Below are 14,015 nucleotides of genomic sequence, written 5' to 3' on the forward strand. Positions count from 1 at the left end.
TCCGTGCCGTAATCTACGGAGCGTGTCGGCGACGCGGGAGGACAAAACGGTGGACAAGGCATGGGCGGCGGGGCCACAGGGCGCGGTCAGACTGGCCGGGCGCATCCCCGACCCCAGCGCGCGGGGGGTCGCGGCGGCCATGACCGACCTCATACGCTCCGGTGAACTGGCCCCGGGCAGCGCCCTGCCGACCGTGCGCGCGCTCGCCGTCGCGCTGGGGGTCAGCCCCGGCACCGTCGCGGAGGCGTGGGCGGTCCTGCGCAGACACCGGATGATCACAACCCTGGGCCGGCGCGGCAGCGTGGTCAGCGGCCCGCCGAGCGTCCCGCACCCGGCCCGGTTCGAACGGGTCGGCGATCTCGGCAGCCACCTCACCCTGGATCTCGCGGTCGCGGCCCCCGACCCGGCGCTGCTGCCGGGACTGGCGGACGCGCTCCTCGCGGGTGCGCGCACCCCGCGGCTCAACGACTACTCGCGTACGGCGATCACGGACGGTCTGCTGGACGCCGTACGGGACACCTGGCCGTTCGAGGCGGCGGCGTGGACGGCGGTGGGCGGCGGCTACGAGGGGGTGCAACTGCTCTGCCAGGCCCTGATCGTGCCCGGCGACCGGGTCGCCGTGGAGGATCCGACGGCGGCGCGGCTGCTCGACATCCTGGAGGCGCTCGACGCGCAGATCGTGCCTGTGGCCTGCGACGGCGAGGGGCCGCTGCCCGGCTCCCTCGCCCAGGCGCTGGAGCGGCGGCCCGCGCTCTTCCTCCACCAGTCCAGGGCGCAGGCGCCGTGCGGCTGGACGGTCGGCGAGGAGCGCGCGGCGGCGCTGGCGAGGGTGCTGGAGAGCGCCCCGAACGTCATGGTGCTGGAGGACGACGGCATCGGCCCGCTCGCCGCGGACCCGGTGGCCAGTATCGGCGCCCACCTGCCCGACCGTACGGTCCTGGTGCGCTCGTACTCCAAGGCGTACGGCCCCGACCTGCGCATCGCGGTGATCGGCGGGCCACGCGAGGTGGTCGAACGGGCCCGGGTGCTGCGGACGTTCGGCACCGGCTGGACCAGCCGTATCCTCCAGGACGCCCTCGCCCACCTCCTCACCGACGACGCCGCGACCCGGACCGTACGGGCCGCCGCCCACCGCTACGACCTGCGGCGCGAGGGGCTCGCCGGGCGGCTGGCCCGGCGCGGGGTGCACACCGCGAACCGGGACGGGCTGATGCTGTGGGTGCCGGTGGCGGACGAGGCGTCCGCGCTGGTCACCCTGGCCGCGCGGGGCGTCACGGTCTCCCCGGGCAGCCGTTTCTGTGTCGCGTACGCCCTGCCGCACGTACGGATCGCCACGAGCAGGCTCACGGACGACGAGGAGGCGCTCGACGAGACGGCCGCGCTGATCGCCCTGGCGGCGTCGACGTCGGCCGGCCGACTGGGCTGAGAGCTGATCCACCGCGCGGGCCGTCCCGCCGCATGGGCGGCCGTCCGGCGGCATGGGCGGTCCCGTCGCGCCGCGGTCCGGCCGCGTGGGCGGTCCCGCCGTGCGGGCCGTCCTGCGGCATGGGTCGCCCGACCTGTGCGGGCCGTCCGGCCTGCGCCGCGGTCGTGGGCGGAATGAGCCGGGGCGAGCCGGGGTTGACGCATCGGCCGGCCCTCTACGGCCGGGCGTCGCCGCCCTGTTCCGGTTCGGCCGTCCCCCGACGCCAGGAGACCTCATGACCACCGCGTTCGACCCGATCGACCTCTCGGGTACGCAGCTCGCCAACCGCGTCGCGCTCGCCCCGATGACCCGCAGCCGTGCCTTCGGCCCGGGGAACTCGCCCACCGATTCGACGGTGGAGTACTACCGGCAGCGGGCCTCGGCCGGGCTGCTGATCACCGAGGCGATCCAGCCCTCCGTCCTCGGCCAGGGCTACCCGGACACCCCGGGGCTGCACAGTCCGGAGCAGGTCGCGACCTGGCGCCGGGTCACCGACGCCGTGCACGCCGCGGGCGGCCGGATCTTCGCCCAGCTCATGCACGGCGGCCGGATCGGCCACCCGGACCTGTACCCGGACGGCCTGGTACCGGTCGGCGCCTCGCCCGTCGCCGCGCCCGGCCGGATCTACCTGCACACCGGCCCCGCGGAGTACGTCGTCCCGCGCGAACTGACCTCCGACGAGATACGCGCGACCGTCACCGACTTCGCCACCGCCGCCCGCAACGCGATCGAGGCGGGCTTCGACGGCGTCGAGGTGCACGGCGCCAACGGCTATCTGATCCATCAGTTCCTCGCCCCCAACACCAATCTGCGCACCGACGAGTGGGGCGGTTCCGTCGAGGGCCGCATCCGCTTCGCCGTCGAGGTGACCCGCGCCGTCACGGCGGAGATCGGGGCCGCGCGCACCGGTATCCGGCTCTCGCCCGCCATCGGGCTGCTGGGACTCGAAGAGCCCGACCCGGAGCCGACGTACACCGCGCTGGTGGCGGAGCTGGACCGGCTGGGCCTCGCCTACCTCAGCCTGATCGAGAACACGCGGGAGTTCGCCAGGACCGTGCGCAAGCTCTACTCGGGGACGCTCATCCTGACCGCCGCGACGGAGAACGGCACCAGCGCCGAGGAGTTGAAGCTGATCGAGGACGGGACGGCCGACCTGATCACCTTCGGGCGGCTCTTCCTCGCCAACCCGGACCTGCCGGCCCGGCTGCGGGCGGGCGGCCCGTACAACGCCCCGGACCGGGCGACCTTCTTCGGCGGCGGCGACCAGGGGTACATCGACTACCCGGCCGTACAACGCGACGACTCGGCCGCCTGACACGGGAAAGGGGCGCGGGACCGGTCGTCCTCCTGACCGGTCCCGCGCCCCTCGGATGTGCGTCGGCTCAGCGCACCGGGGTGAAGTCCCGCGCCCCGATGAACTCGGGCCGGGGCACCGGCGCCCCGAACGGTTCGACCGCCGCGTTCTCCACGCTGTTGAACACGATGAAGACATTGCTGCGCGGGTACGGCGTGATGTTGTCGCCCGAGCCGTGCATGCAGTTGCAGTCGAACCAGGTCGCGGACCCGGCCTTGCCCGTGAAGAGCCGGATGCCGTGCGCGTCGGCGAGGCTGGTCAGCGCCTCGTTGGAGGGCGTGCCGGCGCCCTGCATCTTCAGCGACTGCCGGTAGTTGTCCTTCGGCGTCTCGCCCGCGCAGCCGAGGAACGTCTTGTGCGACCCCGGCATGATCATCAGGCCGCCGTTGGTGTCGAAGTTCTCGGTCAGCGCGATCGACACCGAGACGGTCCGCATGTTCGGCAGACCGTCCTCCGCGTGCCAGGTCTCGAAGTCCGAGTGCCAGTAGAAACCGGAGGCGCCGAAGCCGGGCTTCACGTTGATCCGGGACTGGTGGACGTAGACGTCGGAACCGAGGATCTGCCGGGCACGGCCCACCACCCGCTCGTCGCGTACGAGTCCGGCGAAGATCTCACTGATGCGATGGATCTCGAAGACGGACCGTACGTCCTGGGACTTGGGCTCGATGATCGAGCGCTCGTCCGCGCGTACCCCCGGGTCGGTGATCAGCCGTTCCAGCTCGGCGCGGTAGAGCGCCACCTCGTCCGGGCCGATCAGCTGGTCGACGGGGAGGAAACCGTCCCGCTCGAACGCCCCGAGACCGTCCGGGGAGATCGGGCCCGCCGCGCCGGGCGGGGACCACACGACGGGGTCCTGCCTCGGCGTGGTCACCTCGCCACGGCCGCGCGTCGGGTACAGGTCGGTGTGCACGGGGGTGGTGGTCATGGTCAGCCCTCCTCGGTCAGCAGCGGGTAGACGCCGTTCTCGTCGTGGTCCTCCCGCCCGGTCACGGGGGGATTGAACACGCAGACACAGCGGAAATCGGTCTTGGGGCGGAGCGTGTGGCGCTCGTGCCCGTCGAGCAGATACATCGTGCCGGGGGAGATCCAGTGGGTCTCGCCGGTCTCCTCGTCGGTGAGTTCGGCCTCGCCCTCCACGCACAGGACGGCCTCGATGTGGTTGGCGTACCACATCGACGTCTCCGTACCCGCGTACAGCACGGTCTCGTGCAGGGAGAAGCCGACCTTCTCCTTGGCGAGCACGATGCGCTTGCTCTCCCAGGTGCCGGAGGCCGACCTCACATGGCGGTCGGTGTTCTCGATGTCCTTGAACGATCGGACGATCACGGTGCGTTGACGCCTTTCTCTCTCGACGGTGACGGGGTCGCTGCCCGGCGGTGCCGGCGTCCCAGAGCTGCGACGCCTGGGCGTGCCGGGCCGGTGTGTCAGTTCGGTGTGCCGGTTCGGTGTGCCGGTTCGGTCAGGAGGTGTCGCGGACGGCGCGGGCCACGGTCCGCAGCCCCTCGTCCAGCTCGTCGGCGGTGATGGTGAGCGGCGGCAGCAGTTTCAGGACCTCGCTCTGCGGGCCCGACGTCTCCAGCAGCAGCCCCAGCTCGAAGGCGCGGGCGCAGACCGCGGACGCGCGGGTCTTGTCGGCGAACTCGATGCCCCAGACCAGGCCGCGGCCACGGATCTCGGGTACGTCGCCGGTGGACTCGGCGCGCAGCGCGTCGAGAGCGCGCTCGATCTGCTCGCCGCGCGCGATGGTCTGCTTCTCCATCTGCCCGTCGGCCCAGTACGTGTTCAGCGCGGCGGCGGCGGTGACGAAGGCCGGGTTGTTGCCCCGGAAGGTGCCGTTGTGCTCGCCCGGCTCCCAGACGTCCAGCTCGGGGCTGAAGAGGCAGAGCGACATGGGGAGCCCGTACCCGCTGATGGACTTCGACAGCGTGACGATGTCCGGGGTGATGCCCGCCTCCTCGAAGGAGAAGAAGGCGCCGGTGCGGCCGCAGCCCATCTGGATGTCGTCGACGATCAGCAGCATGTCCTGGCGGCGGCAGAGATCGGCCAGCGCGCGCAGCCACTCGGGGCGCGCGACATTGATGCCGCCCTCGCCCTGGATCGTCTCGACGATGACGGCCGCGGGCTTGTTCAGACCGGATCCCTGGTCCTCCAGCAGCCGCTCGAACCAGAGGAAGTCGGGCGTCTGCCCGTCCAGGTAGTTGTCGAACGGCATCGGGGTGCCGTGCACCAGCGGGATACCGGCCCCGGCGCGCTTGAACGCGTTGCCGGTGACGGCCAGCGACCCCAGCGACATGCCGTGGAAGGCGTTGGTGAAGGAGACGATCGACTCCCGGCCCTTCACCTTGCGGGCCAGCTTGAGGGCGGCCTCGACCGCGTTGGTGCCGGTCGGGCCGGGGAACATCACCTTGTACGGGAGGTCGCGCGGCCGGAGCACCACGTTCTGGAAGGACTCCAGGAAGGCGCGTTTCGCGGTCGTCGCCATGTCGAGGCCGTGGGTGATGCCGTCCCGTTCGATGTAGTCGATCAGCGCCCGTTTCAGTACCGGGTTGTTGTGACCGTAGTTGAGTGATCCGGCGCCGGCGAAGAAGTCGAGGTAGCCATGGCCGTCCTCGTCGGTGAGGCGGGCGCCCTGCGCGCGGTCGAACACGGCGGGCCAGCCGCGGCAGTAGCTGCGTACCTCGGATTCGAGGGTCTCGAAGACGCTCAGTGCGGGCGGGGTGATGGTCATGGGGTCTCCAGCCGGTGTGAGAGGAGGAAGCGCGGGGAGGGCGGCCGCGTCACGTACGGAGGGCACGCGCGTCCCGTACGGGGGTGGCCGCGTACGGGGGTGGCCGCGTACAGGGATGGCCCGGTACGGGAAGGGGGCCGGGCGGGCTCAGGGGGCGAGCGGCGCGAGCGGGCCGATGCGGTACAGCACCTCCGGCTGGTGCACCCCGTCGGGGAACAGCCCGCCGTCGAAGAGGACCTCGCGCTCCAGCGGCGCGCCGTGGCGGGCCGCGTACGCGGTGAACAGGCGGTCCGAGGCGGTGTTGTCCGGGGTCACGGTCGTCTCCACGGCCGTGATGCCCAGCTCCTTGGCGGCCCGGACGGTCAGCTCGTCGAGCAGGGTGCCGGCGAGCCCGCGTCCGCGGTGGCTCGCGTCGACGGCCACCTGCCAGACGACCAGTGCCTCGGGGCGCTCGGGCCGGACGTACCCCGTGACGAAGGCGATCGGCTCGCCTCCGCCGTCGCGGGCGACGACGGACGTCGCGGCGAAGTCACGGCACCAGAGCAGGTAGCTGTACGAGGAGTTGAGATCCAGGACCTCGGAGTCGCGGGCTATGCGCCAGATCGCGGCTCCGTCCTCCACTCGTGGGGTGTCGATCGTCAGGGGTCGGTTGAATTCGCTTCGGGCGCCTGCAAGGTCTGCTTGTGCGGCGGTCATGTGAATTGAATTTACCGAGCAAATGGGCAAAGTGCATCTTCGGCAGGGGTTGGGAGATATGGGCTCCTGTGTTATCGCGCGGGCGCGGGTGCGGTGGCGGACCCACCAGCTTTGGGGTTATTATGTGCGGATAAATCCAGGCAAATCGGTGGTCATTGTGGGCTCGGTCACATGTCCGTAACGCTCGCGAGACCGGTCGGAATCACGGGTTCGAGGGTGTCGGAACCCGGGCGTTTAGGCCAATGAAAAGCGGGCAGAAGAATACGGGGAGCTGCTCGGAATAAAGCAGCTCCCCGTATTCTTGAATTCATTCGGTATATGGGGTGGTTCTATTTTCCGGTCAGGTCGGACGCGTCCGCGCGGACGGCCGCCCACGCGGCGTCGGCCGCGCGGACGCCACCCGGCCGGTCCACCGCGACCCCGGCTCCCGCCAGCGCGGCCCCCAGCGCGTCGAGGCAGGACCGCACCACGTCACCGGTCGCGTCCGCCCCGTAGTGGTTCACCCGGATCATCTCGGCGGCCAGCGCGCCCCCGCCCGCGATCAGCGGCAGCGACGGATCGGTGGCCAGCGCCTTCGCGACCAGCTCCGTGGCGTCCACCCCGGCGGGGGTACGGAGCGTCGTGGCGACCGGCGCGGCCTCCGCCGCCTCGTGGACGAACGGCGCCAGACCGCCCCCGAGCGCCAGGGCGCCGGCCCGGGTGGCGGCAGCGGCGGCGGCGTGCCGCCCGGTCACCGCAGCCAGGCCCGCCGTCTCGATGCGCTCCACGCACGCCTCCAGCGCCAGCATCTCCAGCTGGGCGGGGGCGTGCGGCAGCGCCCTGCGGCCCGCGTCGATCCAGCGCTCCTTCCAGTCGAGCAGCGAGAGGTACGAGCGCCGGGGCGCCCGCGGATTGGCGGCGAACCGCTCCCAGGCGCGCGGGCTCACCGCGACCGCCGAGACCCCGGCGGGCCCGCCCATCGCCTTCTGCGCGCCGATCACGCACAGGTCCACACCCCAGGCGTCGGTCAGCAGCGGCTCGGCGGCCACCGAGGCGACGGCGTCCAGCATGAAGAGCGCGCCATGGGCCCGTACCACCTCGCCGATCGCGGCCACCGGGTTGGTGTTGCCGGTCGCGGCCTCCGCGTGCACCAGCGAGACGAAGTCGATCTCCGGGTGCGCGGCGAGCACCTCCTCGACCTGGGCGGCGGTCACCGCGGTGTGGAACGGCACCGCCAGGTCCACGACGGTCGCGCCGCAGTCCCGCAGCCAGTTCCCGAAGGTCTGCCCGTACGGCCCCGTGACCACGTTCAGCGCGGTGGAACCCGGCCCCGCGCCGCCCCGGATGCACCCCTCCAGCGGGAGCAGGGCCTCACCCTGGGTGATCACGACATCGTTCCCGGTGGCGAGGAGGCCGGCCACCCGGCGCTCGACGGAGGCGAAGTGCGCGGCGGTCAGCGGGGGCAGGTCGAGCAGGGGGTGCGCAGGTGTCACGGCGGTGCTCTCTTCAGGGACGGATCGGGGGAGCGGGGGAGAGACCCCCTTCCCGGCCGGGCAGGGGAATCCCTCCGGTCGAGGGTACTCACGGCCTCGTACAGTGCTGCATATGAGTGATCACGCGGTGCTGCGGGTGACGGGACGGGTGCTGGTCGGCCCCGAGGAGGTCAGGGACGAGCTGTGGGTGGTGGGCGGCAGAATCACCTTCGACCGGCCCGCGGGCGCCCGTGACGTCCGTACGGTCCACGGCTGGGCGCTGCCCGGACTGGTCGACGCCCACTGCCACGTCGGCCTCGACCACCACGGCGCGGTGGACGACGCCACCAGCGAGAAGCAGGCGCTCGGGGACCGGGACGCGGGCGCCCTGCTGCTCAGGGACGCCGGATCGCCCGCGGACACCCGCTGGATAGACGACCGCGAGGACCTCCCGAAGATCATCAGGGCGGGCCGCCACATCGCCCGTACGCGCCGCTACATCCGCAACTACGCCCATGAGATCGAGCCCCCCGACCTGGTCTCCTACGTCGCCCGGGAGGCCCGCCGCGGCGACGGCTGGGTGAAGCTCGTCGGCGACTGGATCGACCGCGACGCGGGCGACCTGACCGCCTGCTGGCCGCGCCCCGAGGTCGAGGCGGCCATCGCCGAGGCGCACCGGCTGGGCGTCCGGGTCACCGCGCACTGCTTCGCGGAGGCCGCGCTGCGCGATCTGGTCGAGGCGGGCATCGACTGCGTCGAACACGCCACCGGGCTCACCGAGGACACCATCCCGCTCTTCGCGGAGCGCGGCGTGGCGATCGTCCCGACGCTGGTCAACATCGCGACGTTCCCGCGCCTCGCCGCGGGCGGCCAGGAGCGGTTCCCGCGCTGGTCGGCCCATATGACCCGGCTGTACGAGCGCCGCTACGACACCGTGCGCGCGGCGTACGACGCGGGCATCGAGGTCTTCGTCGGCACCGACGCGGGCGGCGGCCTAGCCCACGGCCTGGTCGCCGGCGAGGTCGCGGAACTGGTGACCGCGGGCATCCCGCCCCTCGAAGCCCTCTCCGCGACGACCTGGCGCGCAAGGCAGTGGCTGGGCCGCCCGTCCCTGGAGGAGGGCGCACCGGGCGACCTGGTGGTGTACGACGAGGACCCCAGGGCGGACGTACGGGTCCTGGCGGCGCCGCGGCGGATCGTGCTGAACGGGCGGGTGGTGGGCTGATGTGTCCGCGCCGGTCAGGCCGGTCAGCGCGTTGCGCGGATCATCACCGTGAGGACCGGCGAGGCTGCTGAGGGCTGGCTCCGCCCGATGTCCTGGTACCCCCACGCCTGTGGAAGGCGGAGAACGGAAACACCGGCACATGAACTTCTCCTTCTGGCCCCCGCTGCTCGTTGTCGATGTCGAGGGCAACGGCACCAACCCGCCCGACCTGGTCGAGGTCGCCGCCCTCCCCGTACGGGAAAGGCGCCCGGACACCAGCACGGCGGGGGCGTGGCTGACCAGGCCGCGCCGCCCCGTCACCCCGTTCGCCGCTCGCGTCCACGGCCTGACCAATCAGCGGCTGGAGAAGGAGCCGGGCTGGGCCGAGATCGCCGACCAGGTACACACGATCCTGGGCACGTCATGGATCTGCGCCCACAACGCGCACGTGGACTACAAGGTGCTCTCCGCGCACCTCCCTCTATGGCAGCCGGCCGGAGTGCTCGACACGCTCCGGCTGGCCAAGGCCACCTACCCCGGCCTCGGCAAGTACAGCCTTGACGCGCTGATCGAACACGTCGCTCCGGATCTGAGCGCGGCCCCCGCGGAACGCCACCGTGCCACCTTCGACGCCTACGCAACCGCACAGCTCCTCATTGCCATGGCCAACCGCTTCGAGAACTGGGACCAGCTCGTAGCCGCCGCCGTACCGCCCGGACTGCCCGGCGCTCCCGAGCCGGAACAGGAGCCAACTCTGTGGTGACCTCACCCGTGCCCATCCGCATCGGCGTGATGGGAGCCCACTCCACCGGCAAGACCCTGCTGATGCGGCGCATCGAGATGGAACTGCGAGGCCAGGGCATTCCTGTGGCCCGCACCGGCAAGCTCGGTCGGCGTGCCGCCCTCGTACCGTTGCCCAAGATGCAGCACCACACCCTCGCGTCCACCATGTGGGTCATGGCCACCGGTATCGCCGCCGCGGCTCGACTGGAGGAAGGCCCCCTACAGGTCGTGCTCGCCGACCGAGCGTGCTGGGACGCGCTCGCCTACTTCCGGGCCGCGCAGGAATGGCGTCGGCAGCCCGCTGCGCGGGCGGACCGCGAGGCACTGCACCGTCTCGCCTCGGCCCACGGCCACACGTACGACCTTCTTCTGGACACTGTCCTCACCCCGACCCTCCCCGTCGAACGCAAGCACGACTACGACGCCCGCTACCGCACGCTGGTCGACCGCCACACCCACGATCTCCTGCGAGAGGAGAACATCCGGCACGTCCGTGTCACCAGCGACCCCGCCAGCCAGGACCTGGCCATCGAGCGCGCCCTCCAACTCTGCACGACGGAGGCGCCGCTATGACCAGCACTCCTCCCGCAGGAACCATCATCATCGCGGGCAAGACCATCTCCCGCCTCGGGTTCGGCACCATGCGCCTGACCGGTCCCGGTACCTGGAGCGACCCCGACGACCGTGACCAGGCCCTGCCGCCATCAATGTCACCAGCGTCCTGCCGTTCTCAACGTGCCGTTCGCCGCCCTGCTGCCAAAGCAGGCGGCTACGCTCCCGGGCCATGAACGACACATCCCAGCGGGGGGCGACATCTGACGCCTCCGTCATTGTGGCCCGGGACAGGGAGGGCATGGTCGCCGTCCTGACCGCCGAATTCCCACGGCACGGCGGCGCGTACCTGTTCCTGCCCGGAGGGCGCCGGGAAGGCGGGGAGACACCGGAGGAGTGCGCACGGCGCGAGTTGCGCGAGGAAGCCGGTGTCACCGCCCGGACCTGGCGGCCCCTCGGCTCGTACGCCATCACTCTGGACTCCCCCGCCCGCATCCACCTTTTCCTGGCCGAAGATGTCACCTGCGGCCCGCAGCAACTCACATCGAGCGAAGCGGACTTCAAACTGATGTGGTGGCCGATGGCCGACGCGGTCCAGGCCGCCACCCAGGGTTGCTTTCTGCTCCAAGGCGGGCCCCTGGCACTGCTGTTGACCCAGCAGCTGGCCGCAGCTTGACAAGGAGCCCACGGGGACGGCCCGGGCCCGGGGAGATGGTGACGTGTGGGCCGCGAAGCCCAGGGTGCGCTGCCGGGGCCGTACCCCGGCAGCGGCTGCCGGTTGACCGGGCGTGACGCGGCGACCGGTCGTGTCGTTGAAGGTCCTTATGCGCCCTTCGCCGTGCTCCGGCGGGTGTTGCCCCGTCGCGCGACTGCGCCCCCGGCCATTCGGGGGAAGCGCGCGAACGTCCGTGCCAGTAAAATCGAATTTGGACCCGAAAACCCCCCTTTAGGGTGAACTCACTTCAGGTGCTCGCTAGTTCACTCTCAGTGCGTAAAGATTCCGGTGTCCCAGTCGCCGCCGGCTCGTGTCCCCGAGCCGTTAAGGGCAGCGGCACCAGATCTCTTGTGGGGGTTCCATCTCTTGAACAGCAACACCTTCTGCCTGCCCGTGCGCCGTTACCGCCTCGCTGCCGCCATGGCCGTCGCGGCCCTGACGGCCGGGCCCGTGCTCCTCGCCGCACCGGCGGGGGCCACCGAGGGCCCGGGTGAGGGCGCGGGCGAGGGGCGGGCGAGCGCGGTCGTGCTGCGGACCGGTCTCGATGTGTCCCTGCTCAACAAGACCGTCGACGTTCCGCTGAAGGCATCGCTCAACGAGGTCCACGCCCCGGCGAGCGCCGAGCGGACGGCGCTCTCGGCCGAGCTGGAGGGGGTCGACCGGGGCAGGCCCTTCAGCGTGCTGCGTGCGGAGGTCGCCACGGCGAAGGCGACGGCCGACGCGCATCGGGCCCAGGGGTACACCCGGCTCGCCCATGCGAAGGTCCATGTCCCCGGGCTTCCGCTGCTCTCGCTCGTCGAGATCGAGGAGGTCACCTCCAGCGCGGTCTGCGAGGCCGGGAAGCGGCCGGTCGCCGACGCGAACCTGCTCGGGCAGGTGACCGTGCTCGGCAAGAAGGTCACGCTCTCGGCGGGCGGCCCTACGCGGGTCGAGGTCCGGGGGGTGGGCGAGGTGACCCTCGACCTGTCGAAGGCGCGGACCACCTCCCGTACGGCCGCCGCGACGGCGCTCGGCCTGAAGGTCTCCGTCAACCCGCTGAAGCTGAACGTCGCCGAGGTGACGGGCACGCTGACGCTCGCCGAAGCGACCTGCACGTCGCCGAAGGCCCCCGCGAAGGCCGCTGAGGAGCCGGCGGAGGAAGCGGCAGGGGGAGCGGGCGAGCAGCCGGAGTCCGGGCAGTCGGCGCCCTCCGGGGCGTCCAGGGCCTCCGAGACACCCGAGGCGTCCGAGACGGGGCGGCCTGTCGACAAGGCCGGGCCGGAGCAGGCCGACGTGAAGGCGCAGAGCGCGGCGGAACCGGAGCGGGCCGGCCTGGCGGAGACGGGCGGCAGCTCCACCACGCCCTACCTGGTCACGGGCGCGGCCGCCCTTCTCGCGGCGGGCGCGGGCGCGCTGGCCCTGACGAGGCGGTCCCGCGCCCGTCGGTGACCCTTTCCCCATGGGCCCGCGCCAGAGTGGCCGTGAGGAAGTTCTCGGCGCCGCCGCGACGGCGCCGGGGACTTCCTCGGGGAGCAGGCGGCCGGCCGCCGAATGTCGACGACGTGTGTGTCGTTCAGTGGCCGATGCCGTCCAGTTCGGCCACGTCCTCGTCGGAGAGGGAGAGCCTGGCGCCTGCGATGTTCTCGCGCAGGTGGGCGGTGGACGAGGTGCCGGGGATGAGCAGGATGTTCGGCGAGCGTTGCAGCAGCCAGGCCAGCGCGACCGACATCGGCGTCGCCTCCAGCCGGCTCGCGACCCGCGAGAGGGCCTCGGACTGTAGCGGCGTGAAGCCTCCCAGGGGGAAGAACGGCACGTAGGCGATCCCGTCGGCGGCGAGGTCGTCCACGAGGTCGTCGTCGTGGCGGTGGGCGAGGTTGTACATGTTCTGCACGCACACGATCGGGGCGATGGCGCGGGCCTCTGCGACCTGTTCCGCGGTGACGTTGCTGACGCCGAGGTGGCGGAGCAGGCCCTCCCGCTGGAGGTCGGCGAGCGTTTCGAATGCTTCGGTGATCGAGCCGGGCACGGTGCCCTGAGCGTCGCCCATGCGCATGTTGACCAGGTCGAGGGTCTCGACACCGAGGGATTCGAGGTTCTCGTGGACCTGCTCGCGCAGGTCTTCGGGGCGCCGGGCCGTGGGCCAGCCGCCCTGCGCGTCGCGGGTCGCGCCCACCTTGGTGGCGATGAACAGCGACTCCGGGTAGGGGTGCAGCGCTTCGCGGATCAGCTCATTCGTGATGCGCGGTCCGTAGGCGCCGCTGGTGTCGATGTGGGTGATCCCGAGACTGACCGCCTCGCGCAGGACGGCCAGGGCGCCGTCGCGGTCGGCGGGCGGCCCCATGACCCACGGTCCGGCGAGCTGCATCGCGCCATAGCCGAAACGGGTGACGGTCGAGTCACCCAGCGTCCGGATTCCGCCGGGAAGAGGCGTGTTCATCGTGGTGCCTTTCACTTGTCGCTGGGGGTGGTGTCTCCGGGCCCCTTGCACCAGCATTGGAGACAGACTTCCTATCGGGAAGTAGGCACTCTGAAGTGCGTAACTAACCCAGAGAGTGAGAGGCGGATCAGTGGCGACGACGAAGCCCGACAAGAAGGCGGAGTACAACGCGTTCCTGGCGGTGTGCCCCAGCCGTCAGCTCCTCGACCGGATCTCGAACAAGTGGGCCGTCCTGATCCTGTGCGCACTGGGTGGTGACGCGTCCGAACAGTCCGGCGGCGCACCGCACGCCCCGAAGGCGATGCGTTTCTCCGAGCTCGCCCGGCTCCTGGCCGGCGTCAGCCAGAAGATGCTGACCCAGACCCTACGAGCCCTCGAACGCGACGGCTTGCTCACCCGCACCGTGATACCCACGGTCCCCGTCACCGTCACCTACGAGCTGACCGACCTCGGCCTCTCGCTTCACCACCTGACACGCGGCCTCAGACAGTGGGCGCAGACCCACATGGACGAGGTCCTCGCCAACCGCGAGGCGCACGACGCGCGAGCTTCCTAGTGTGGACAGCGTTCTCCATCTCTGCTGCGGGCTGAGACGAACCCGACCCTGAGTTGTGCGCGGTGAACGCGAATCGACCCGCCGCTCCGGGACCG

Annotated in this window: 14 protein-coding genes and 1 pseudogene; 8 read left to right on the forward strand and 7 right to left on the reverse strand. The window is 71.5% G+C overall.

Going from position 1 to position 14,015, the window contains the following annotated elements; translation table 11 throughout:
- Positions 1 to 22 precede the first annotated feature (22 nt).
- Together ACFXKG_RS12450 and ACFXKG_RS12455 are read left to right on the forward strand one after the other, a co-directional pair.
- The gene (locus ACFXKG_RS12450) at positions 23 to 1,426 is read left to right on the forward strand and encodes an aminotransferase class I/II-fold pyridoxal phosphate-dependent enzyme (RefSeq protein ID WP_384836313.1); all 1,404 of its coding nucleotides are present in this window, start codon (positions 23 to 25) and stop codon (positions 1,424 to 1,426) included.
- Between the two features lie 274 nt (positions 1,427 to 1,700).
- On the forward strand, positions 1,701 to 2,780 hold the full coding sequence (locus ACFXKG_RS12455) for an alkene reductase (protein ID WP_384836316.1): 1,080 nt from the start codon (positions 1,701 to 1,703) through the stop codon (positions 2,778 to 2,780).
- 67 nt (positions 2,781 to 2,847) lie between these two features.
- Here ACFXKG_RS12455 and thpD read toward each other — a convergent pair whose 3' ends face one another.
- The 5 genes from thpD to ACFXKG_RS12480 all read right to left on the reverse strand — a co-directional run bounded on the left by thpD (position 2,848) and on the right by ACFXKG_RS12480 (position 7,715).
- Entirely contained in the window at positions 2,848 to 3,744 is an 897-nt protein-coding gene (gene thpD / locus ACFXKG_RS12460; protein ID WP_384836319.1) for an ectoine hydroxylase, read from the reverse strand.
- 2 nt (positions 3,745 to 3,746) lie between these two features.
- Positions 3,747 to 4,145 carry an ectoine synthase gene (locus ACFXKG_RS12465; protein WP_365808728.1) on the reverse strand — a complete coding sequence of 133 codons (399 nt, stop codon included), beginning with the start codon at positions 4,143 to 4,145 and terminating at the stop codon, positions 3,747 to 3,749.
- Positions 4,146 to 4,278: 133 nt separating this feature from the next.
- Positions 4,279 to 5,547 carry a diaminobutyrate--2-oxoglutarate transaminase gene (ectB, locus tag ACFXKG_RS12470; protein ID WP_384836322.1) on the reverse strand — a complete coding sequence of 423 codons (1,269 nt, stop codon included), beginning with the start codon at positions 5,545 to 5,547 and terminating at the stop codon, positions 4,279 to 4,281.
- Between the two features lie 147 nt (positions 5,548 to 5,694).
- Entirely contained in the window at positions 5,695 to 6,243 is a 549-nt protein-coding gene (ectA, locus tag ACFXKG_RS12475; RefSeq protein WP_384836325.1) for a diaminobutyrate acetyltransferase, read from the reverse strand.
- A gap of 329 nt (positions 6,244 to 6,572) precedes the next feature.
- On the reverse strand, positions 6,573 to 7,715 hold the full coding sequence (locus ACFXKG_RS12480; RefSeq protein ID WP_384836327.1) for a pyridoxal-phosphate-dependent aminotransferase family protein: 1,143 nt from the start codon (positions 7,713 to 7,715) through the stop codon (positions 6,573 to 6,575).
- A 112-nt stretch (positions 7,716 to 7,827) separates the two neighbouring features.
- On the opposite strand from ACFXKG_RS12480, the gene ACFXKG_RS12485 reads away from it, so the two are divergent.
- On the forward strand, positions 7,828 to 8,919 hold the full coding sequence (locus tag ACFXKG_RS12485) for an amidohydrolase family protein (RefSeq protein WP_384836330.1): 1,092 nt from the start codon (positions 7,828 to 7,830) through the stop codon (positions 8,917 to 8,919).
- Between the two features lie 23 nt (positions 8,920 to 8,942).
- Here the strand turns inward: ACFXKG_RS12485 and ACFXKG_RS12490 are convergent.
- Positions 8,943 to 9,035 (reverse strand): annotated as a pseudogene (locus ACFXKG_RS12490) (GNAT family N-acetyltransferase); the annotation flags it as partial.
- Between the two features lie 23 nt (positions 9,036 to 9,058).
- On the opposite strand from ACFXKG_RS12490, the gene ACFXKG_RS12495 reads away from it, so the two are divergent.
- The 4 genes from ACFXKG_RS12495 to ACFXKG_RS12510 all read left to right on the forward strand — a co-directional run bounded on the left by ACFXKG_RS12495 (position 9,059) and on the right by ACFXKG_RS12510 (position 12,376).
- Complete coding sequence (locus ACFXKG_RS12495; RefSeq protein ID WP_384836333.1) at positions 9,059 to 9,661, forward strand: exonuclease domain-containing protein; 603 nt, start codon at positions 9,059 to 9,061, stop codon at positions 9,659 to 9,661.
- Positions 9,655 to 10,254, forward strand: a complete 600-nt coding sequence (locus ACFXKG_RS12500; protein ID WP_384836336.1) for a hypothetical protein — start codon at positions 9,655 to 9,657, stop codon at positions 10,252 to 10,254. The genes ACFXKG_RS12495 and ACFXKG_RS12500 overlap by 7 nt, the downstream gene beginning before the upstream one ends.
- A gap of 211 nt (positions 10,255 to 10,465) precedes the next feature.
- Complete coding sequence (locus ACFXKG_RS12505; RefSeq protein WP_384836339.1) at positions 10,466 to 10,909, forward strand: NUDIX hydrolase; 444 nt, start codon at positions 10,466 to 10,468, stop codon at positions 10,907 to 10,909.
- 405 nt (positions 10,910 to 11,314) lie between these two features.
- Positions 11,315 to 12,376: an SCO1860 family LAETG-anchored protein gene (locus ACFXKG_RS12510; RefSeq protein ID WP_384836342.1), complete on the forward strand. Its 1,062-nt coding sequence runs from the start codon at positions 11,315 to 11,317 to the stop codon at positions 12,374 to 12,376.
- A gap of 124 nt (positions 12,377 to 12,500) precedes the next feature.
- Here ACFXKG_RS12510 and ACFXKG_RS12515 read toward each other — a convergent pair whose 3' ends face one another.
- On the reverse strand, positions 12,501 to 13,364 hold the full coding sequence (locus tag ACFXKG_RS12515) for an aldo/keto reductase family oxidoreductase (protein ID WP_384836345.1): 864 nt from the start codon (positions 13,362 to 13,364) through the stop codon (positions 12,501 to 12,503).
- 130 nt (positions 13,365 to 13,494) lie between these two features.
- On the opposite strand from ACFXKG_RS12515, the gene ACFXKG_RS12520 reads away from it, so the two are divergent.
- On the forward strand, positions 13,495 to 13,920 hold the full coding sequence (locus tag ACFXKG_RS12520; RefSeq protein WP_384836348.1) for a winged helix-turn-helix transcriptional regulator: 426 nt from the start codon (positions 13,495 to 13,497) through the stop codon (positions 13,918 to 13,920).
- Positions 13,921 to 14,015: the final 95 nt, after the last annotated feature.

It is taken from the genome of Streptomyces sp. NPDC059255, from assembly GCF_042752355.1.
Classification (GTDB): Bacteria; Actinomycetota; Actinomycetes; order Streptomycetales; family Streptomycetaceae; genus Streptomyces.